The sequence below is a fragment of the Parasphingorhabdus sp. genome (genome assembly GCF_048267785.1).
Classification (GTDB): domain Bacteria; phylum Pseudomonadota; class Alphaproteobacteria; order Sphingomonadales; family Sphingomonadaceae; genus Parasphingorhabdus.
The window spans coordinates 40376-60048 of sequence record NZ_JBLWWU010000005.1; the positions used below are offsets into that span (position 1 = coordinate 40376).

Here is a 19673-nt window from a genome sequence, read left to right on the forward strand (position 1 = left end):
AGCGCCAGAGATGCGTTTAGTCTATATCCGGCCGTCTTTCGTAGAAACGGCGAACAATCTCAACTGTCAAGCAGCGCGCTTACTGATCTTGTCCAGTTCGGGACCTTTCGCGCGGCGCACTTCCTCAAGGTCATAATCAATCTGAAGTCCGAGGAAAAATCCTTCCGAAATTCCGAAATAGCGTGCCAAACGAAGATCGATATTGGCATCGACCGGCCGTTGACCGGAAAGCACGGCGCTGATCTGATCCATGTCCAGGCCGGCCCCTTCAGCGACTTCCTCAACAGGTATTTCGCTGCCGATCAGATAATCCTCGCGCAGGATATCGCCCGGATGGACATTATCCAAACGGTCGTCATCCCTTGTGATAGTCCTCGATCCGGACATTGTGCGCATCTCCATTGGACTTCTTATTATTATCGCCTGATGTAATCGAAAGGCTGACAATATTCCTACATCTTCCGCTGCACCTTGCCATAGCCCATTTTCCGCGTCCCCGGTCGCCCCTCGGTCGACCGACCCTTCGGCTGGGCGACCTGCAGATCGGCGGGTAGACCCAGCTCTTCCGCCTCCAGTTTACGGATCTCATCGCGCAGGCGGCCTGCGGTCTCGAATTCCAGATCGGCCGCGGCATCGCGCATCTGCTTTTCGAGGCTTTCGATATGGGCGCGCAGATTGTGGCCGACCAGAGGCTTGCTGTCGTCATCGACCGCACCGGTGACCATATCCTTGGCCGTGGCATGGGCGACAATGTCGCCGATATTTTTCCTGATCGATTGCGGGGTGATCCCATGCGCGAGATTATATTCGACCTGCTTCTCGCGGCGGCGGTCGGTCTCGCTGATCGCGCGCTCCATCGAGCCGGTCATCCGGTCGGCGTAGAGAATGACCCGGCCATCAACATTGCGCGCGGCGCGCCCGATCGTCTGGATCAGCGATGTCTCGCTGCGCAGAAAACCTTCCTTGTCGGCGTCCAGTATCGCGACCAGCCCGCATTCCGGAATATCGAGCCCTTCGCGGAGCAGGTTGATACCGACCAGCACGTCATAGACGCCCAGCCGCAGGTCGCGGATCAGCTCGATCCGTTCCAGCGTCTCGACATCGCTGTGCATATAGCGGACCTTGATTCCCGCCTCGTGCATGAACTCGGTCAGATCTTCGGCCATCCGCTTGGTCAGCGTTGTAATCAAAGTACGATAGCCCTGCTCCGCCACCTTGCGGCATTCGTTGATCACATCGTCGACCTGATCCTCTACCGGCTTGATCTCGACCGGGGGATCAATCAGCCCGGTGGGACGGATGACCTGCTCGGAGAACACGCCGCCGGTCTGCTCCATTTCCCACGGACCGGGCGTTGCCGAGACGCTGACCGTCTGCGGCCGCATCGCGTCCCATTCGTTGAAGCGCAGCGGGCGGTTGTCGATACAGCTGGGCAAGCGGAAGCCATATTCCGCCAGATTGATCTTGCGGCGATGATCGCCCTTCGACATGGCGCCGATTTGCGGGACTGTCTGATGGCTTTCATCGACGAACAGCAGCGCATTGTCCGGCAGATATTCGAACAGGGTCGGCGGCGGTTCGCCGGGCAGGCGGCCGGTCAGAAAGCGCGAATAATTTTCAATGCCCGCGCAACTGCCGGTGGCGGCGATCATCTCGAGATCGAAATTGGTACGCTGTTCCAGCCGCTGATGCTCGATCAATTTGCCTTCCGCCTCCAGTTCCTTGAGCCGCTCGGCAAGCTCGAACTTGATCGCTTCCATCGCCTGTTTCATCGTCGGGCCCGGCGTGACATGGTGCGAATTGGCATAGACGCGCACCTTGTTCAGGCTCGCGCCCTTCTTGCCGGTCAGCGGATCAAATTCGACAATCTCTTCAATCTCGTCGCCAAAAAAGCTGATCCGCCAGGCCATATCCTCATAATGCGACGGGAAGATCTCGAGATTATCGCCCCGCACCCGGAAATTGCCGCGGGCGAACGCCTGATCGTTGCGCTTATATTGCAGCGACACCAGCTTACGGATGATATCCCGCTGATCAACCGCTTGCTCTTTCTGGAGATCGAAAATCATGGCTGAATAGGTTTCGACCGACCCGATACCGTAAAGACAGGACACCGAGGCGACGATGATCACGTCATCCCGCTCCAGCAGCGAACGCGTCGCGCTGTGCCGCATCCGGTCGATCGCCTCGTTTACCGAGCTTTCCTTCTCGATATAGGTGTCCGACCGGGCGACATAGGCTTCGGGCTGGTAATAGTCATAATAAGAGACAAAATATTCGACCGCATTTTCCGGAAAGAAATTCTTGAACTCGCCGTACAGCTGCGCCGCCAATATCTTGTTCGGCGCCAATATCAGCGCGGGCCGCTGCAGCTCTTCGATAACCTTGGCCATGGTGAAGGTCTTGCCCGACCCGGTGACACCAAGCAGCACCTGGTCGCGCTCCTGTTCGCGCATGCCTTCGACCAGTTCCCGGATCGCTTCTGGCTGGTCACCCGCCGGCTGGAAATCACTGACCAGCTTGAACGGTTTCCCGCCTTCCGACTTTTCCGGTCGGCTGGGCTTGTGCGGCACAAAATCTGCACCGGTCTCCGGCTCGTCCAAGCCTCTTCTGATTACCAATTCTGTCATCCCGTCAATATGGAACAAAAAGGGTCCAATGTCATCCCCGCAATGGAGTTTTACAAATATCAAGGCGCTAGGAAATTTACTTCCACGCCACATCGGTTTAAAGCTCTTTGCGGGGCACAATAATTGAGGGAATATCTTGTGAAAAAATTACTGATTTCGGTTGCCGCGCTGAGCCTGATAGCCGGTTGCTCGGACAAAGGTGCCGACCAGGATGGTGACGGCAAAATCACTTCGGAAGAAGTTGCAAAGGAAATGAACAAAGTCACACTCGAACCGGGCGAGTGGGAAAATACGGTCGAAATCGTGGACGTGAAAATTGACGGCCTGCCGGAAGGCATGCCAGCCGGTGTCATGGACAGCATGAAGGGCAAGGTCACGACCTCGAAGTCCTGCATCACCAAGGAACAGGCCGAGAATCCCGGCGCACAATTTTTTGCTGCGCAGGAAGAAACCAAATGCGAGGTCAAGAAATTCGAAATGAGCGGCGGCGCCGTATCTTCCGAAATGGCCTGCAACGACATGGGTGGTGCCCCCGGCAGCATGACCATGAATATGGACGGTCAATATGGACCGAGCAGCTATGACATGACGATGAATATGGTTGGCGGTGCAGCGGGCATGAAGATGAACATTTCTGCCAAGAGCAACGGCAAACGGATCGGCAGCTGTCCAAACGGATAGTTTCCAGCCATATCCTCAGAAATACAGAAAGGCAGGAGCAATACGCTTCTGCCTTTCTTGTTTCGGATAATGCGCTTTGCCCGGAATTGTCCGGAATGCCCCCGTGGGTTATTGCATCTATTTTCGCACGTGATAGGTTGCATGTCACAGTCAGGAAACGGTCCAGAAAGCATATCCGGGAGAGAATAGATGATCGCGTACACGATGGTTGGTACCGCCGCCGGCAAAGACCGGGCTTTCGCACTGTATGACAGCTTGTTCGAAGGTACCGGCATCCAACGACTGTTCAAACTACTATCCGGTTATCGGTTCAACGGCGTCTATTTTCCCTATCTGGACCTGAACGAGATTTGCGTTTGCAGAACCGGCTTTGCCACGATTCCGGTCAGGAACCAGCGAGAGGCATCATGATCGGATATGTGACCCTCGGCACCAACGATCTGGACAAGGCACGTGCTTATTATGATGCGTTGCTCGGCGAACTGGGCGCAAAGCGCTTGATGGAATTGGAAGAAAACGGCTTCACGCTTTATGGCGTTGATATGGAGACGCCATCAATCGTGATAACCGCCCCGTTCAACGGTCAACCCGCGCAACCCGGCAACGGCAATATGATTGCACTGCAAATGCAGGAGCGCGGACAGGTCGATAATTTTTATCGGAAGGGACTTGAACTCGGTGGCACCGACGAAGGAGCGCCCGGCGTTCGTGGCGATGAAGGTCCGATGGCATTTTACGCCGCCTACTTCCGCGACCCGGAAGGCAACAAGCTTTGCGCATTTCGGGTCGGTCCGGCATAAGATAATAAAAATACAGGGAAAGAAATATGAAATCTCTTTTGGCTCTGGCTGCGACAGCGGCCCTAATCTGGACCGCCCCCGTTTCGGCGCAAAACAGCGCGCCATCATCCGACCTGGCGGCGGCCATCGCGGCGGATTATGACAAGGAACTGAAGGCCCTGTTTCTCGATTTTCACCGCAATCCGGAACTATCCTATAAGGAAACCCGCACCGCAGCGATCATTGCGAAGAAATGGCGGGATGCCGGTTTCACCGTTACCGAAAAGGTCGGCGGCACCGGTGTCGTCGCGGTGATGGAAAATGGCGAAGGCCCGACCCTGATGCTGCGCGCGGACATGGACGGCCTGCCGCTCAAGGAAGACAGTGGACTGGACTATATGTCGACCGCAAAACAGGTCAGTATCGATGGCGAAGAAAAGCCGGTGATGCACGCCTGTGGCCACGATGTTCATATCACTTCGCTGATCGGAACCGCGCACCAGATGGCGGCGCATAAAGACCAATGGTCCGGCACGCTGATGCTGATCGCGCAGCCGGCCGAAGAACGTATCGGCGGTGCCAAGCTGATGATGGATGACGGGCTCTATACCCGTTTCCCCAAGCCCGATTTTGCTTTGGCCTTCCACGTTTCGGCCGACACGCCGACCGGCAAGCTGTCGGTCGGCGAAGGCATCAGCAGCAGTTCCTCGGACAGCGTCGATATCATCGTCCACGGAGTTGGAGCGCACGGCGCTTCACCGCACCGGGGCAAGGACCCGATCGTGATGGGTGCGGAGATCATCATGGCCCTGCAAACCGTTGTCAGCCGCGAAATTGCACCGCTCAAGCCCGGCGTCATAACCGTCGGCTCCTTCCACAGCGGCTTCAAGCATAATATCATTTCCGACAAGGCGACGATGCAGCTGACGGTCCGCTCGGATGACGAAGATACGCGAAAAAAGTTGCTCGAAGGGATCAAGCGGATCGCGACCAATGTCGGCCGGATGAATGGCCTGCCCGACGACAAGCTGCCCGAGGTGCTCGTGTCACATGAATCAACCCCGGCCAATTATAATGATGCCGCGCTGACCAGACGGGTGAAAGGCGTTTTCGCTGCACGCTTTGGCGAAGAAGTGTTCGACAACAAGCCGCGCGAAGGCATGGGTGCCGAAGATTTTGCCTATTTCGTAGCCCCCAACAGCGATGTCCCGGGCGTCTATTTTTCTGTCGGCGGGACGCCGCAGGCCGATTTTGACCGGGAGAAAGCAGGCGGCCCCCCGGCGCCTTCTCATCACTCACCATTTTTCAAGATTGCACCGAGGGAATCGGTCACACTGGGAACCGAGGCGATGACCGCAGCGGCGCTCGAACTGCTAGCGCCGAAAGCGCAATAATATTGGCAGACGAGCTATCCGGTCCGCAGATCAGCAGCCTGAAACAACTGCTGCTCGACCGCCAGTCGGAATTGAAGGCACTGGACGAACAAGGCGCCAGCTGGCGCAATACAGTCGAGCTTGACCAGCAAAGCGTCGGGCGTCTGTCGCGCATGGATGCGATGCAGCAGCAGGAAATGGCGCAGGCCGAGGCGCGACGCCGGACCAGCGATCTGGCGCGGATTGAAATCGCCCTGAAGCGAATGGGTGAAGGCGAATATGGCTGGTGCGCGGAATGCGGGGAGCCGATTGCCTATCGCCGGCTGGAAATCGATCCTGCCACCCATTTGTGCATAGGATGCGCGCGCTGACTGGCTTCAAAGTTCGTCAAAGTTCGGGCCAAGAAAGTCTTATCGGAGCTTGACATGCAACCATATGGTTGCATATAAGAAGACATGTCCGATGTATTTTCCGCTCTTGCCGATGAAACCCGGCGCCTATTGCTCGACCGACTGTTTGACGACGGCGGCCAAAGCCTCAGCGCGCTTTGCGCCAATCTCGATATGTCACGTCAGGCCGTCGCCAAACATCTCGGGATTCTGGAAAAAGCCAATCTCGTCTCGGTTCATCGGCAGGGGCGGGAAAAGCTGCATTATCTCAATCCCGTTCCGCTCGCCGATATCGTCCATCGCTGGGTCGGAAAGTTCGAGGATGCCCGTATCGAGGCGCTGACCGACTTCAAGGAACAGATTGAAAAGCCAAATCCAAGAACCCAGGAGAAACGCCGTGCCTGACACCAAGATTGCCGTAATTGATACCCGTAATTCAACCAGAGAGAAATGCGCTCCCGATTTTGTCTATACGATCTTCATCAAAGCTACCGTCGAACAGGTCTGGAACGGCCTTATCGAACGCGAGCTGACCAAGGCCTATTGGGGCCACTATAATGAATCAGACTGGAAGCCCGGTTCGCGCTGGGAACATGTGCGCAGTGACGGCAGCGGAACAATCGATATACGCGGTCGCATCATTGAAATGACCCCGCCGCATAAAATGGTCTGGAGCTGGGGTTCTGACGAGAACGCCGATCAACCAGAAAAATTGTCACGTGTGACATATGAACTGGTCAATCTGGGGCCGGATACCAAGCTGACGGTTACGCACAGCGAACTCGAGCCGGGATCACGGATGAATGTCGGCGTACGCGACGGCTGGCCGGCAGTACTCAGCAATCTCAAATCGATACTGGAGACCGGAACCGTGCTGTCAGAAGAGCTCTGGCCTAAAAGCTAGTGTCAGGGCCGAGGCGCGCTGCGCCGGTTCAATCGAGTCATATTTGCGCCCAGTCCAGCGTTGCGCGGCTTTTCCCCCTTTCCCGTTTGCATCAATCGCCCTAATGTGCGGGCCATGGAAGTCCCCCCCGATATCAGGCCATTTGACGGCCGCTTCGTTGACGGAAAACATTATTTCGCCTGCCGCATCTATTTCGAGGACACGGATTTTTCCGGCATCGTCTATCATGCCAATTATCTGCGCTATATGGAACGGGCCCGCTCCGACATGCTCCGCCTGCTCGATATGGATCAGGGCGCGGCTTTTGAGAGCGGTGAAGGTGTCTATGCCGTTGTTGATCTGACGATGAAATATCTGTTGCCGGCCAAGCTGAATGATGATCTTGTCGTGGTCAGCACGGTTGAAACGCTGCGCGCCGCCAGCGTGATTATCGACCAGAAGATTTTTCGTGGCGCGGACCAGATTACGTCAGCATCCGTTCACGCAGCCTTTCTTACTCCTGCCGGACGCCCGAGACGGCAACCGAAATCGTGGACAAAGGCATTCGCTGGCGTCATGGATCAGGCGAATATGAAATGAAGGATATCAAAACTTGCTAGACCAACTTTCCCTGGGGGCGACAACCGGTAATTTTTCCCCGTTCATGCTGTTTATGGAAGCCGATATTGTCGTCAAAACGGTGATGGTCGGCCTGCTTCTGGCCAGTGTGTGGACATGGACGATCATCGTCAGCTTTGGCATGAAGATCAGGCAGATCGCTCGAAAATCGGATAGATTCGAACGGGCCTTCTCGAAAGCCGAAAATATCGACCGGTTTTTTGATGAACATGGCAAGTCCAATCTGCCGAGCGCAAAAGTCATGGCAGCCGGGGTCAGGGAATGGCGCCGTTCGACCGCCAAGAGACCCGTCGACCGCGAGGGCACGAGGCAGCGGCTGGCATCGGCCATGAACTCGACCATTGCCGAGGAAGTGGACGGTATCGCAGACCGGCTTAACTTCCTCGCAACGGTCGGCAGCGTCGCCCCATTTGTCGGCCTGTTCGGTACAGTATGGGGCATCATGCGCAGCTTCTCGGCGATTGCGGCGGAACAGAACAGTTCCCTCGCCGTCGTTGCGCCCGGCATTGCCGAAGCCCTGTTCGCGACGGCCATTGGTCTGTTTGCGGCCATCCCCGCCGTGATCGCCTATAACCGCTTTTCCCACCGGCTGAACAAGCTGGAAGCTCGGATGGGCCGCTTTGCCGACAGTTTCCACGCAACGCTCAGTCGCGAACTGGAAATCGGGAGCTAGCCATGGGCATGAATATGGGATCCGGAATAGGCAGGCGCGGCAACAGCCGCGGCCGTGCGCCGATGGCCGAGATAAATGTCACGCCCTTTGTCGACGTGATGCTGGTGCTGCTGATCATCTTCATGGTTACGGCGCCATTGCTCGTCGCTGGCGTGCCCGTCGACCTGCCGGAAAGCCGCGCCAACGCGCTGGAACAGGAGCAGGAGCCGGTACAGATTTCGATCGATCAAGACGGTCGCGTATATATCGAGGACGAAGAGCTCAGCCGCAACGCGCTGGCGACACGATTGCGCGATATTGCCGCCGACCAGAATCCCGAAGATCCGCGGCAAATCATGCTGCGCGGCGACAAGACGCTCGATTATGGGCTGATTATGGGCGTGATGGGCGAACTCAACCGGGCCGGACTGAATCGCGTTTCGCTGGTCACTACAGGTTCATCTGAGAATCAATAATGGTCATCGGCTGATATGGAAAAAGCTGAAAAAATTGGCTTGGGAATAGCAGCTGCGGGGCATGTGGCGCTTTTTGGCGTGCTGTCGCTCAGCATCCTTTCCAGCACCAATGACGCCTTTCGGAACAAACCGATCGAAGTGATGATTGCCGATGAAGTGGGCCTCGAAAGCGCCGCCCCGAATCCCTCGATGGTCACGCCGGCGACCAGCGTGGCGCCGGAACTGGGCGCGCCCGAAGAGAGCAGCTTTGTCGAGCAGGAGCCGCTGCCCGAACCACCACAGGCCGAAGCGAAGCCGAAACCGGCGGTCAAGCCAGCTCCGGTATCGCGCGAGCCCCGTCGGCGACCGGACAAGCCGGCCAGCACCACTGCAAAAGCGGAACCCAAGCCAAAACCCGCGACCAAGCCGCGCGGTTCGCGATTGGGAGATGATTTCCTGAAAGGCGTCACCGATGCTTCCTCGGTCAGTCGCAACCAGAATATCACGGCGGAAAAAGCTTCTCCGGCCGCCGTCGCTTCGCTGGAGCGCGAATTATACCGGCTGGTCAAACAGAAATGGCGGCCGCCGACCGGAGCCGATGCCGAACTATTGCGCACCAAGGTGACCGCACGGCTGGACAGCAACGGCCAGATCATCGGCACCCCGACAGCGACAACGACCGGAATCACGCCGAGCAACCGGTCCCAGGTCGAAATCCATCAGGAACGCGCAATCGCGGCGGTCCGGCTTGCCGCCCCGTTCACTACATTTCCGGAAAAATTTTATGACGAATGGAAGGTTATCGAACCTGTCCTGTATCTTGGCGTCTAGGAGAACACTCATGCAACCACTCGCCTCTTATGTCCGAACATCGATCCTTGGCGTCATCGCCTGCTTCGGATTGACCGCGACCGCGCATGCCCAGCTGACCGTCGATGTCGACAACAGCGCCGGGGAAGAACTGGTCATTGCCGTGCCCGGCCTGCCGACGCCGCAAAATAACAACACCCCGGCGGGCGATACTGCCGAACTGGGTGACAAGATCAGCGATGTCATCGTGACCGACCTGCGCTCAAGCGGATTGTTCAAGCCGGTCGGTCGCAATCAGGTTCGCGGAATCAGCTTCTCCGAAGTCACCGCGCCGCAATTTCCCTATTGGAGCGGCACCAGCGCTTCTGCTCTCATTCAGGGCTTTGTGCGGACCAACGCAGATGGCAAACTGACCGTCGGCTGCTATCTCTATGATGTCGCACTGGAAACCGAACTCACCCGTCAGGGTTATGTCGTCGAGCCACGCGACTGGCGCAGGGCCGCGCATAAATGTGCCGATGCCATCTATTCCCGGCTGAGCGGTGAATCGCCCTTTTTCGACAGCCGTATCGCCTATATCGCCGAGACCGGTCCCAAGGGTAACCGGGTCAAGCGGCTGGCCATCATGGACAGCGACGGCGCCAACCACCGGTTTATCACCAACGGCCAGGCCACCGCGCTGACACCGCGCTTCTCTCCCGATTACAAGAGCATTGTCTATCTCAGCTTCCTCGACGGCAACCCGCGTATCTACATTTACGATATCGGGACCGGTCGCCAGCGGCTGATCACCCAGAGCACCAACCCGACCTTTGCCCCGCGCTGGTCGCCGGATGGCAAGTGGATCCTTTATTCCATGGCGATTGCCGGCAATACCGACATTTACAAGGTATCGGCAGCGGGCGGAGCCAATCCGCAGCGGCTCACCTTTTCGCCCGGCATCGATATCGGCGGCAGCTTCTCTCCTGACGGCAGCCGGATTGTCTTTGAAAGCGACCGTTCAGGTAGTCAGCAATTATATGTGATGGACGCCAATGGCGGCAATGAACGGCGAATCAGCTTTGGCGGCGGACGTTTTGCCACCCCGGAATGGAGTCCGCGCGGCGATCTGATCGCCTTCACCAAGATCGCTGGCAATTTCCGCATCGGCGTAATGACGCCAAGCGGCGGCGGCGAGCGGTTGCTGACCAACAGCTGGCAGGACGAAGCGCCGACATGGGCACCCAACGGTCGTGTGATCCAGTTTTTCCGGACAACAAGGGGAAGCGGCGGCACTGGAATCTGGCAAGTGGACCTGACCGGCCGCAACGAACGACAGCTGCCGACTCCCGTCAATGGATCTGATCCGGCATGGGGTCCTCTGCTGCCGTAAATTAGAAACGCGACAAGTCTTTGGAAAAAGGCTATATAAAACTGAAGGGCTACAACAAATAGGAGCAATATGATGATGAAATATGCGACCCCCCTCCTGATTACCACCAGCCTCGTGCTGGCTGGTTGTTCAAAGAAGCCACCCGAAGAACTGCCGCCAGCGCCGGTAGGAACCGCACCGACAACCCCAACGGGTCCGACCGGTCCCGGCTATGCACCCGGCTCGCAGGGCGATTTTCTGGCCAATACCATGTCCGACCGAATCCTCTTCGACACCGATCGTTTCAATGTTGATTCGCAGGATCAGGTCATTTTGCAAAGCCAGGCCCAGTGGCTGGCACAAAATCCCAATGCGCGGATCACCATCGAAGGACATGCCGACGAACGCGGCACCCGGGATTATAACCTCGCGCTTGGCGAGCGCCGGGCGAATGCGGCGAAAAACTATCTCGCATCACTGGGCGTCAGCCCTTCACGGATGACCACGGTCAGCTATGGCAAGGAACGCCCCGAAGCGCTCGGTTCCAACGAAAGCGCCTGGGCACAGAACCGCCGTGCGGTCAGCGTCGTCGTCCGCTAGATCGATCTGGACTGACACACAAAAAAGGGCCGCTACCTGCAGAGGTAGCGGCCCTTTTTTTAACGAAAAAATTCGATTATTTCTTGGTGCCGGTCATTGCCATTTCACCAAAAGCGCCCGCTTTTACCGAACCGACAAGCTCGCCGTCGGTAATGGTTGCATCGCCTTCCAGTTTCATGGGCATGGGAACGGTCATGTTCATTTCCCAGGTGATGTGGTTGCCGTCGACCTTGCCATTTTCGACGTCCATAGATCCCATCGCACCGGTATTGGTACCCGTGAATGTGTCACCATTGGTGACGATGGTAAATTCCGAAGTCTGGTCTCCCATCGGCGATTTCGTCACGCAAGTATAAGTTCCATCAATAGACATTCCGTTCTCCTTTTATATCAACGCCATGATCCGGCCCGGGTTGACGATCATTCGTCGCCCTCTGCCGAATCGTTCGAACCACTCTCACTATTAACAGCAGTGTCACTAGCTTCATAGCCGCGATATTCGATCGGCATATCAAGGGCATCGAGCTGGGTCTTGATCTTGGACACGTCACCGACGATGACCCATGTGAATTTGTCGGGGTCGATAGCATCGGCCATCGCCTTGTTCACTTCGGCTGCGGTCAGCGCCTTGTAGCGGTCGGCGACGGTTTCCGCATAGTTGGACGGCCTGCCCAGCATCACGTCACCCTGCATCTGGTTCAATATGCTCGGCGTCCGCTCGAACTGGCCGGGCAGCTCGCGGACATTGCCGTTGATCATCCGTTCCAGTTCCACTGGCGTAACACCATTTTCCCCGAGAAAATCCCGGACTTGCGCATCTATTGCGGCAACGGCCGGACCGGTCTGGTTGGTCTGGACCGGTGCACGCATGGTGTAGAGCACCCGGTCTTCACCGCGCAGCACGGTGTTGCGGGTTCCGTAGCTCCAGCCCTTGGTTTCACGCAGGTCCATGTTGATCCGCGAGAGGAAACTGCCGCCCAGGATCTCGTTGGCGGCGTTGAGCGTCAGCAAATCATCCGAGCCCTTGTAGGGTAGAACCTGGCCAGCCAAGATCATCGACTGCGGAGAATTGGGACGGTGGATGACAACGATCCTGCCCTGTCCTTCCGGAATGGCAGCGTCGAAATTCTTCGCGGGCGCGGCTTTGCCCTCGCCCTTCCACTTGCCGAAGCGCATTTCGAGCTTGTCGACCAGTTCCTGCTTGCTGATTTTGCCTGCGGCAAAAATCGTTGCTTTTTCCGGGTGCATCCATTTTTTATGAAAGCCGACCAGATCATCGCGGGTGATCGCCGATACCGATTCCTTCGTGCCGTTGCCCGACAGGCCGCGGCCATAAGGATGTTCGGAACCGAAAACCAATGGCGGAAGGATATTGCTGGCAATGCTCGCCGGATCGCTTTCCTCGCGGTCGATTGCGGTCAGCAATTGGACCCGGATGCGCTCGATATCGTCGGCGTTGAACGCCGGGTTTTTGACAATGTCCGCCATCAGGTCGAGTGAAGCATCGAGATTGGGATTGACCGCGCTCAGATCGACATCGGTGCGATCACGACCGCCGCTAATGCTGATATTGGCACCCAGCCGTTCCTGCTGCTCGGCAATCTCGACCGATGTCAGGCTGGTCGTGCCTTCTTCCAATATCCCGGTAACGAAGTTCTGCAGCCCGAGCTTGTCGTCAGAATCCGAACTGGTACCGGCGTTGAAAGACAGGGTCACCCGGGTCATCGGCACCGTATCGCGATGGGCGAAATAGACCTTGATGCCGTTCGACAGGGTCGCGGTTTCGACATCGGGGAAATCGACGTTCGGAATTTCACCTACGGGAGGCAGGTGAGACCGGTCGGGAGCGGTGACAGTCCCCATTGCCGCTTCGCCATCCTGCATATAGAAAGCCGGAGCGGTCAAAACGCCGGTCCGCGCGCCTATGCCAGCGCCCACTTCCTGATATTCGTCCCGCTCTCCCGGGACAACCGTGATGCCAAGCACCGGACGGGTCAGCCATTTCTGCATCGCGGCCTTGACGGCTTCCGGTGTCGTCGATGCCAGCCGGGCGAGTTCCTTTTTATAATATTCCGGATCGTCGGAATAGAGTTTGCCCTGTGCCAGAGCCACCGCCTTGCCGCTGAAGCCGCCGACCTGTTCGAGACCGGCGATCCGTGCCGCTGCATCGCGCGTCGCGACCCGCTGCACTTCATCCTGGGTCGGACCGTTGGCGATGAAGTCGGCGATAATCTCGTCGAGCCGTTTGGCGACGACATCAGCATCTTCACCCGGCTTCACGTCGGCCGTGATCTCGACCAGACTGCCATGCACGAACGGCAGCACATAAGCGGAAACGCTCACCGCATTTTTCTCTTCCCGCACCATGATATTGTCGAGCCGCGAACTGGCAAGACCGCCAAGCACGGTCATGCCGACATCGAGCGGCGTATAGTCGGGATCGTTCAGACCCGGGACCACCCAGTTGCGATAGATGCGCGTGGTCGCGACCTTGTCCTTCATTACCTCGTAGATCGGGGCATCAAGCGTCGGCAATTCAGGGTTGAGCTGCGGGATCGGCTTGCCACGCGGAATCGCACCGAACCATTTGTTGACCTTCGCTTTAGCGGTCGCGGCATCAATATCGCCGGCCAGAACGAGGATCGAATTATTCGGGCCGTAATGGTCGGTGAACCAGAGCTTCATATCGTCGAGCGAAGCCGCTTCGAGATCTTCCAGCGAACCGATCGTGTCATGCCCGTAGGGATGGTCGGCGGGAAACAGCAATTCGGTCTGGCGATATCCGACCAGTCCATAGGGGCGATTGTCTCCCTGGCGCTTTTCGTTCGAGACGACGCTGATCTGGTTGTCGAGCTTCTCCTGCGTCACCGCGCCGAGCAGATGGCCCATCCGGTCGCTTTCGAGGAACAGGGCAACATCCAGCGCGGAAGTCGGGACGGTCTGGAAATAATTGGTCCGGTCGAGCCAGGTCGTGCCGTTGAGATCGGTCGCACCAATCTGCCGCAGCGGTTCGAAAAAATCGCCCGGCGCATTTTCGGAGCCATTGAACATGATATGTTCGAACAGATGGGCATAACCGGTCTTGCCCTCCGGTTCGTGGGCGGAGCCGACGCCATACCAGATAGAGACCGCCACAATCGGTGCCTTGCGGTCGGTGTGCACCAGCACCTTCAGTCCGTTGTCGAGGGTGAATTCTTCATAAGGGATATCGACCGCGTCGACCAGCTCGCTGACCGGCGCGGGCTTGGCCGATTCATGATGTTTGGCCAGTGCCGGAGCGGCAACCGTCAACGCCGTGGTGGATAAAGCCAGAAACAGGGAACGGGACAAACGGGACATCAAAACTTCCTCTCATTCAAAACGCGAGTGACATGGCTTTGGACATGCCGGTAAACAGGGACTTGCAGGGCACTGGCTTCGACGAACGGCATTGGATCATCGACAAACGCCTATTTCGCCTTCCAGCCCCAGAACAGATGACAGGGCAGGATATTCCAGAAGGAATAGCCGCTGTCGATGTGGTCAAAATGCGGCGTCATGAAATCGCGCGCCTTTTTGACGAATTGATAGACAAGAAACGCTCCCCCCGGCCGGATAACCTCATAGGTCTCTTTGGCGATTTTGGGGCCGAGCTGATCGGGCAGCGTCGAGAAAGGCAGGCCGGAAAGGACATAATCGGCTTTCTCATGTCCGAGCTCGCTGATGATCTTTTGCACATCCGCTGCCGACCCGTGGATCGGATAGAAGCGGTTGTCATGAATTGTTCTGCCGAGATAATCGATAAAATCGGGATTCAAATCGATTACAACAAGCGTTGCATCCGGCTTCATCCGCTCAAGCACCGGACGGCAGAAAGTGCCCACACCCGGACCATATTCTACAAAAAGATCGCATTCATCCCATTTGACCGGTTCGAGCATCTTCTTGATCGTGATATCTGACGAGGGCATGATCGACCCCACCATCACGGGGTGCTTCAGAAAACCCTTGAAGAAAACACCCCACGGTCCGAGACGCCGTTCCAGTCCGGATTTGATACGGTCCACAATCTTCGTATTGGCAACACTGTTATTCAACTCATTCCTCCGGAGACCTATCAAACTGTCTTACTAGGGCGTTACAGCGCTGGTTACAAATATAATAGCGGTTGCCGGTGATAACGGAACGACTAAAAGCATGTGATGCAACTCCATCCAAAAGACTCCATTGCCGTTATTTTTTGCGCTACGCGTACCGCTGAGGGCGAAGAGGCCTATCAGGCCGCCGCGGCTGCGATGGCCGAACTGGCATCACAACAACCCGGCTATCTTGGCGAAGATCACGCCAGATCTGCGGACGGCTTCGGGATCACGGTCAGCTATTGGCGCGATGACGATTGCGCGCGGGCGTGGCGCGACCACCCCGACCATGCTGTCATACGAGAACGCGGACGCGGTGAATGGTATAGCGAATACAGCCTTCATGTCGCCCGTATTGAACGCGCCTATGACTGGCAGAAATAGCGTGGCATAGGGCGAGCATGGCTGATTCTCCTGACATTGAACCGCAAAACCGGAAATCTGCGGACTCTCCCGGCACCAAGCCAATAGATGGTACCCGGATGGCCCTGTTATTTTCGGTCATGCTGGTAACGGCGTCGGGCAATACCGCCATGCAATCTATATTGCCGACAATCGGGACACAGCTCGAAATCCCGGATTTCTGGGTGAGTGCGGCATTTAGCTGGTCCGCCCTGTTATGGGTTTATACCGCACCGAAATGGGCACGCCAGTCGGACCATCGCGGTCGCAAAGCCTTGATGCGCCTGGGCATGATTGGATTTACATCCTCCTTTGCGCTGGCCGGATTGTCTCTGTTTCTGGGACTTCTTGGCTGGTATAACGCAGTGTGGACCTTTGTTCTGTTTGCCGTTTTCCGCAGCCTCTATGGTGGCCTGGGATCGGCTGCCCCGCCAGCGGTGCAGGCCTATGTCGCTGCCCGAACCGCGCGCGCCGACCGGACAAAAGCTCTATCCCTGATTTCATCATCCTTCGGTCTTGGGACAATTGTAGGTCCCGCCATTGCTCCTTTGCTGATCCTTCCGGTTCTCGGACTTTCCAGCCCGATGTTCGCCTTTGCCGCAATCGGTATTTTGGTGATGATCGCCCTGGCGCTCAAACTGCCAAATGACAATCCCGGATTCAAAGCACGCGGCGTGGTGACGTCCGAACCCTATAGCTCTGCCCCATCTTCCAACAGCTTGAAAGACGACGATGAAGAGGCAGAAGAAGAAAATGCGGTACCTCCGCAATTGCGCTGGGGTGACAGCCGCATCAAGCCTTGGCTGATCACTGGCATATTGGGTGGCAATGCCCATGCTCTGATACTGGGAGTCGTCGGGTTTCTGATACTCGACCGACTGGGTTTGCGCGAAGACCCGGAAACGGGAATCCAGATGACCGGCATCGTTCTGATGTCCGGCGCCGCAGCAACATTGCTGGCGCAATGGGGCCTGATCCCGCTGCTGCAAATGGGACCGCGGGCCTCGATATTATGGGGCATGGTCCTGGGAGCATTGGGCTGCCTGATCATCGGCCTGTCCCATGATCTTCACGGCATCATCATCGGCTTCGCGGTGGCGTCACTGGGCTTTGGCCTGTTCCGTCCAGGCTTCACCGGCGGCGCTTCGCTTGCGGTACGGCGGTCGGAGCAGAACGGCGTGGCCGGCATCGTCGCATCGGTAAATGGCATGGCCTTCATTGCCTCTCCCGCGATTGGTGTCCTGCTCTACACCTATGCCGGCCCATTGCCTTTCTGGGTGGCAACAACCGTCTGCCTGTTCCTCTTTGGCTGGGGCTTCAAGACCCTCGAGCCCGACGACCGGATCATTTCCGACAACTAGTGTTTGCTGTCCCTGACCGGTGTCAACATTCCCGGTGCCACAAAGCCAATCGGTTCGACGCGCAGCGCATTCTGCTTCAGTTGCGCTTCCATTTTGGAATATTCTTCCTCCATTTCCGGCGTCACCGAAGCACGGCTGTCTTCCAGCGCCTTTTCGAAATGCTTCATCTGAACGGTTTCCACCAACCCACCAAATTCGCGCAACGCGTAAAGCCCGGCCCGACGAACCAAATCTTCCAGATCAGCGCCCGAATAGCGATCGGTGTTTTCTGCCACCTTATCGAGATCGACATCCTTGGCCAGCGGCATCTTGGACGTGTGAATGGCCAATATGCGACGGCGACCGACTTTGCCCGGAACCGGCACATAGACCAGTTCATCGAACCGGCCCGGCCTTAACAAGGCCGGATCGACCAGACCGGGGCGATTGGTCGCACCGATCAGAATCACCGACTGCATTTCTTCCAGACCATCCATTTCAGCAAGAATCGTATTGACCACCCGCTCGGTGACCTGGGGTTCGCCCATTCCGCCACCCCGTGCCGGAACCAGACTGTCAATCTCGTCGATGAACAATATCGTCGGGGCGACCTGCCTGGCCCGTGCAAACAGACGCGCAATCTGTTGCTCGCTCTCGCCATACCATTTGGAAAGCAGATCGCTTGATTTGGTGGCGATGAAATTTGCCTCGGCTTCACGGGCGACCGCCTTGGCCAGCAAGGTTTTACCGGTTCCGGGCGGACCATAGAGCAGAAAACCCTTGGCCGGACGAATGCCCAGACGGGTAAAGGCCTCCGGATTTTTCATTGGCAGTTCGATACCTTCTTTCAGCCGCATCTGCGCATCATCAAGACCACCGATATCCTCCCAGCGGACATCGGGTGCCTGAACCATCACTTCGCGCATCGCGGAAGGCTGAACCCGTTTCAGCGCCTCGACAAAATCATGCCGTTGCACAACCAGTTCATCGAGCACTTCCGGTGGCACGGTCTCCGCTTCCAGATTCAGCTTCGGCATGATCCGGCGCACGGCCTCGATCGCCGCCTCCCGCGTCAAGGCGGCCAGATCTGCTCCGACAAAACCATAAGTGGTCCGCGCAAGTTCTTTCAGGTCAACCGCCTTGTCGAGCGGCATTCCGCGGGTGTGGATGCCCAGAATTTCACGCCGACCGGCAACATCCGGCACTCCGACAATGATTTCCCGGTCAAAACGCCCGGGACGGCGCAGCGCCTCGTCAATCGCTTCGGGACGATTGGTGGCCGCAATAACGACCAGATTGACCCGCGATTCAAGGCCGTCCATCAGGGTGAGTAATTGCGCCACCAGACGTTTTTCGGCTTCGCCCTGCACCTGTCCGCGCTTCGGCGCGATCGAATCGATCTCGTCAATAAACAGAATCGATGGTGCAGCCTTGGTCGCCGCTTCAAATATTTCGCGCAGTTTCTTTTCCGACTCACCAAATGCCGAGCCCATGATTTCGGGACCGTTGATCAGGAAAAACTCTGCTTCACTTTCGTTGGCGACCGCGCGGGCGAGCCGGGTCTTGCCGGTCCCCGGAGGGCCATGCAACAACACGCCGCGTGGTGGATCGACGCCAAGCCGGGTAAATAGTTGCGGGTAACGCAACGGCAATTCTACCATTTCACGCAACTGATCGATCGTTTCATGTAAGCCGCCGATATCATCATATGTCACATCGGCACGGCGATGTTCGGTCGACTCTTCATATTCCGGACGCAGTTCAACTTCGGTCTCGTCATCTATATGGACGATCCCCTTGGGTATGGTCGTAACAACGTTGAGTCGTATTTGCGTCAATGAGAAAGCAGGAGCCGCGAGCATTTGCCGCAATTGTGGGGGCATATCGCCACGATCGACCTGCTGCTGGCCGTGGGTTGCGACGAAATCTCCGGATTTGAGCGGACGCCCCATGAAACTGCGTTTCAGGCCAGTCCCGTTGCCCTCCAGGCGCAGATCCTTCTGTGCCGGCGCGAAAACAACTTTCTTTGCCGGTTTCGATTCGACCTTGCGGATTTCGACAAAATCTCCTGCTCCGACGCCGGCATTGGCGCGCTGCAGACCATCGAGCCGGACAAAATCCAGACCCTCGTCTTCGGGATAAGGCAGGACCGCACGGGCCGGAGTCGTCTGTTTCCCGACTATTTCGACAATATCGCCCTCGATCAATCCCAGTTGGCCAAGATTATCGCGGGACAGCCGGGCCAGTCCGCGACCACTGTCTTCGGGCCTTGCATTAGCGACTTGCAGTTTTATCGACTTGCCATCACCTTCGGACTTGTCTTTAATTGGCACTGGATCGGACACGGGGGCGTATCTCCTCAATATCGTTTTGGTTGTTTCCAATAAGATAGGTATCGCGAGACCGATATGCGACCCTGATTTTCAAAAGAAGGTTCACATTGCAAAATTTAGCCAAAAAAAAGGCCAGTTCCGAAGAACTGGCCTGTAAAAGTTTTTAGGAGAGGATGCCTGAAAGGCTCATCCTAAATGCAGCGGAACCAATAATTGTGCAAGTGCGAAAAGAACATTG

The 19673-nt window shown here is 57.0% G+C and carries 21 protein-coding genes; 15 read left to right on the forward strand and 6 right to left on the reverse strand.

The genetic code is table 11. The features are described 5' to 3' along the window. Positions 1 to 66: 66 nt before the first annotated feature. On the reverse strand, positions 67 to 387 hold the full coding sequence (locus ACN0VD_RS05410) for a HigA family addiction module antitoxin (RefSeq protein WP_417592418.1): 321 nt from the start codon (positions 385 to 387) through the stop codon (positions 67 to 69). Positions 388 to 452: 65 nt separating this feature from the next. Next, positions 453 to 2630 carry an excinuclease ABC subunit UvrB gene (gene uvrB / locus ACN0VD_RS05415; protein WP_417592420.1) on the reverse strand — a complete coding sequence of 726 codons (2178 nt, stop codon included), beginning with the start codon at positions 2628 to 2630 and terminating at the stop codon, positions 453 to 455. 138 nt (positions 2631 to 2768) lie between these two features. On the opposite strand from uvrB, the gene ACN0VD_RS05420 reads away from it, so the two are divergent. From ACN0VD_RS05420 to pal, 13 genes are all read left to right on the forward strand, one after another. Beyond that, the gene (locus tag ACN0VD_RS05420; protein WP_417592422.1) at positions 2769 to 3311 is read left to right on the forward strand and encodes a DUF3617 domain-containing protein; all 543 of its coding nucleotides are present in this window, start codon (positions 2769 to 2771) and stop codon (positions 3309 to 3311) included. Between the two features lie 189 nt (positions 3312 to 3500). Continuing rightward, the gene (locus ACN0VD_RS05425; RefSeq protein WP_417592424.1) at positions 3501 to 3722 is read left to right on the forward strand and encodes a hypothetical protein; all 222 of its coding nucleotides are present in this window, start codon (positions 3501 to 3503) and stop codon (positions 3720 to 3722) included. Beyond that, positions 3719 to 4111, forward strand: a complete 393-nt coding sequence (locus ACN0VD_RS05430) for a VOC family protein (RefSeq protein WP_417592426.1) — start codon at positions 3719 to 3721, stop codon at positions 4109 to 4111. Before ACN0VD_RS05425 ends, ACN0VD_RS05430 begins: the two co-directional genes overlap by 4 nt. A 26-nt stretch (positions 4112 to 4137) precedes the next feature. After that, positions 4138 to 5484 carry an amidohydrolase gene (locus ACN0VD_RS05435; protein WP_417592428.1) on the forward strand — a complete coding sequence of 449 codons (1347 nt, stop codon included), beginning with the start codon at positions 4138 to 4140 and terminating at the stop codon, positions 5482 to 5484. 2 nt (positions 5485 to 5486) lie between these two features. After that, positions 5487 to 5834, forward strand: coding sequence for a TraR/DksA family transcriptional regulator (locus tag ACN0VD_RS05440; protein ID WP_417592430.1), 348 nt, complete (start codon positions 5487 to 5489; stop codon positions 5832 to 5834). 84 nt (positions 5835 to 5918) lie between these two features. Beyond that, positions 5919 to 6257 carry an ArsR/SmtB family transcription factor gene (locus ACN0VD_RS05445; RefSeq protein WP_417592432.1) on the forward strand — a complete coding sequence of 113 codons (339 nt, stop codon included), beginning with the start codon at positions 5919 to 5921 and terminating at the stop codon, positions 6255 to 6257. Continuing rightward, complete coding sequence (locus tag ACN0VD_RS05450; RefSeq protein WP_417592434.1) at positions 6250 to 6756, forward strand: SRPBCC family protein; 507 nt, start codon at positions 6250 to 6252, stop codon at positions 6754 to 6756. The genes ACN0VD_RS05445 and ACN0VD_RS05450 overlap by 8 nt, the downstream gene beginning before the upstream one ends. A gap of 114 nt (positions 6757 to 6870) precedes the next feature. Continuing rightward, a complete protein-coding gene (locus ACN0VD_RS05455; protein WP_417592436.1) occupies positions 6871 to 7335 on the forward strand; it encodes a YbgC/FadM family acyl-CoA thioesterase in 465 nt (154 codons plus the stop codon). 64 nt (positions 7336 to 7399) lie between these two features. After that, entirely contained in the window at positions 7400 to 8047 is a 648-nt protein-coding gene (tolQ, locus tag ACN0VD_RS05460; protein WP_417592736.1) for a protein TolQ, read from the forward strand. 2 nt (positions 8048 to 8049) lie between these two features. Continuing rightward, the gene (gene tolR / locus ACN0VD_RS05465) at positions 8050 to 8502 is read left to right on the forward strand and encodes a protein TolR (RefSeq protein WP_417592438.1); all 453 of its coding nucleotides are present in this window, start codon (positions 8050 to 8052) and stop codon (positions 8500 to 8502) included. A gap of 15 nt (positions 8503 to 8517) precedes the next feature. Further along, entirely contained in the window at positions 8518 to 9312 is a 795-nt protein-coding gene (locus ACN0VD_RS05470) for a cell envelope biogenesis protein TolA (protein WP_417592440.1), read from the forward strand. A 10-nt stretch (positions 9313 to 9322) separates the two neighbouring features. Then, positions 9323 to 10663: a Tol-Pal system beta propeller repeat protein TolB gene (gene tolB, locus ACN0VD_RS05475; RefSeq protein ID WP_417592442.1), complete on the forward strand. Its 1341-nt coding sequence runs from the start codon at positions 9323 to 9325 to the stop codon at positions 10661 to 10663. 75 nt (positions 10664 to 10738) lie between these two features. After that, positions 10739 to 11242: a peptidoglycan-associated lipoprotein Pal gene (gene pal / locus ACN0VD_RS05480; protein ID WP_417592738.1), complete on the forward strand. Its 504-nt coding sequence runs from the start codon at positions 10739 to 10741 to the stop codon at positions 11240 to 11242. Between the two features lie 76 nt (positions 11243 to 11318). On the opposite strand, the gene ACN0VD_RS05485 is transcribed toward pal, so the two are convergent. From ACN0VD_RS05485 to ACN0VD_RS05495, 3 genes are all read right to left on the reverse strand, one after another. Further along, on the reverse strand, positions 11319 to 11615 hold the full coding sequence (locus ACN0VD_RS05485) for a hypothetical protein (protein WP_417592444.1): 297 nt from the start codon (positions 11613 to 11615) through the stop codon (positions 11319 to 11321). A gap of 47 nt (positions 11616 to 11662) precedes the next feature. Then, entirely contained in the window at positions 11663 to 14581 is a 2919-nt protein-coding gene (locus ACN0VD_RS05490; RefSeq protein WP_417592446.1) for a M16 family metallopeptidase, read from the reverse strand. Positions 14582 to 14691: 110 nt separating this feature from the next. Next, positions 14692 to 15318: a class I SAM-dependent methyltransferase gene (locus ACN0VD_RS05495; RefSeq protein WP_417592448.1), complete on the reverse strand. Its 627-nt coding sequence runs from the start codon at positions 15316 to 15318 to the stop codon at positions 14692 to 14694. Between the two features lie 105 nt (positions 15319 to 15423). Here ACN0VD_RS05495 and ACN0VD_RS05500 point away from each other — a divergent pair, with 105 nt between their 5' ends. After that, complete coding sequence (locus ACN0VD_RS05500) at positions 15424 to 15744, forward strand: antibiotic biosynthesis monooxygenase family protein (RefSeq protein WP_417592450.1); 321 nt, start codon at positions 15424 to 15426, stop codon at positions 15742 to 15744. A 17-nt stretch (positions 15745 to 15761) separates the two neighbouring features. Then, positions 15762 to 17123 carry an MFS transporter gene (locus ACN0VD_RS05505; protein WP_417592452.1) on the forward strand — a complete coding sequence of 454 codons (1362 nt, stop codon included), beginning with the start codon at positions 15762 to 15764 and terminating at the stop codon, positions 17121 to 17123. Here ACN0VD_RS05505 and ACN0VD_RS05510 read toward each other — a convergent pair. After that, complete coding sequence (locus tag ACN0VD_RS05510; RefSeq protein WP_417592454.1) at positions 17120 to 19447, reverse strand: CDC48 family AAA ATPase; 2328 nt, start codon at positions 19445 to 19447, stop codon at positions 17120 to 17122. The genes ACN0VD_RS05505 and ACN0VD_RS05510 overlap by 4 nt on opposite strands. Positions 19448 to 19673 lie beyond the last annotated feature (226 nt).

What these genes read in the sequence shown, in the direction of transcription:
- ACN0VD_RS05490 (WP_417592446.1), bottom strand. Translation starts at nt 14,581, where the DNA reads ATGTCCCGTTTGTCCCGTTCCCTGTTTCTGGCTTTATCCACCACGGCG.
- ACN0VD_RS05435 (WP_417592428.1), top strand. Translation starts at nt 4,138, where the DNA reads ATGAAATCTCTTTTGGCTCTGGCTGCGACAGCGGCCCTAATCTGGACC.
- uvrB (WP_417592420.1), bottom strand. Translation starts at nt 2,630, where the DNA reads ATGACAGAATTGGTAATCAGAAGAGGCTTGGACGAGCCGGAGACCGGT.
- ACN0VD_RS05410 (WP_417592418.1), bottom strand. Translation starts at nt 387, where the DNA reads ATGTCCGGATCGAGGACTATCACAAGGGATGACGACCGTTTGGATAAT.
- tolB (WP_417592442.1), top strand. Translation starts at nt 9,323, where the DNA reads ATGCAACCACTCGCCTCTTATGTCCGAACATCGATCCTTGGCGTCATC.
- ACN0VD_RS05455 (WP_417592436.1), top strand. Translation starts at nt 6,871, where the DNA reads ATGGAAGTCCCCCCCGATATCAGGCCATTTGACGGCCGCTTCGTTGAC.
- pal (WP_417592738.1), top strand. Translation starts at nt 10,739, where the DNA reads ATGAAATATGCGACCCCCCTCCTGATTACCACCAGCCTCGTGCTGGCT.
- ACN0VD_RS05425 (WP_417592424.1), top strand. Translation starts at nt 3,501, where the DNA reads ATGATCGCGTACACGATGGTTGGTACCGCCGCCGGCAAAGACCGGGCT.
- ACN0VD_RS05500 (WP_417592450.1), top strand. Translation starts at nt 15,424, where the DNA reads ATGCAACTCCATCCAAAAGACTCCATTGCCGTTATTTTTTGCGCTACG.
- ACN0VD_RS05430 (WP_417592426.1), top strand. Translation starts at nt 3,719, where the DNA reads ATGATCGGATATGTGACCCTCGGCACCAACGATCTGGACAAGGCACGT.
- tolR (WP_417592438.1), top strand. Translation starts at nt 8,050, where the DNA reads ATGGGCATGAATATGGGATCCGGAATAGGCAGGCGCGGCAACAGCCGC.
- ACN0VD_RS05505 (WP_417592452.1), top strand. Translation starts at nt 15,762, where the DNA reads ATGGCTGATTCTCCTGACATTGAACCGCAAAACCGGAAATCTGCGGAC.
- ACN0VD_RS05445 (WP_417592432.1), top strand. Translation starts at nt 5,919, where the DNA reads ATGTCCGATGTATTTTCCGCTCTTGCCGATGAAACCCGGCGCCTATTG.
- ACN0VD_RS05485 (WP_417592444.1), bottom strand. Translation starts at nt 11,615, where the DNA reads ATGTCTATTGATGGAACTTATACTTGCGTGACGAAATCGCCGATGGGA.
- tolQ (WP_417592736.1), top strand. Translation starts at nt 7,400, where the DNA reads ATGCTGTTTATGGAAGCCGATATTGTCGTCAAAACGGTGATGGTCGGC.
- ACN0VD_RS05470 (WP_417592440.1), top strand. Translation starts at nt 8,518, where the DNA reads ATGGAAAAAGCTGAAAAAATTGGCTTGGGAATAGCAGCTGCGGGGCAT.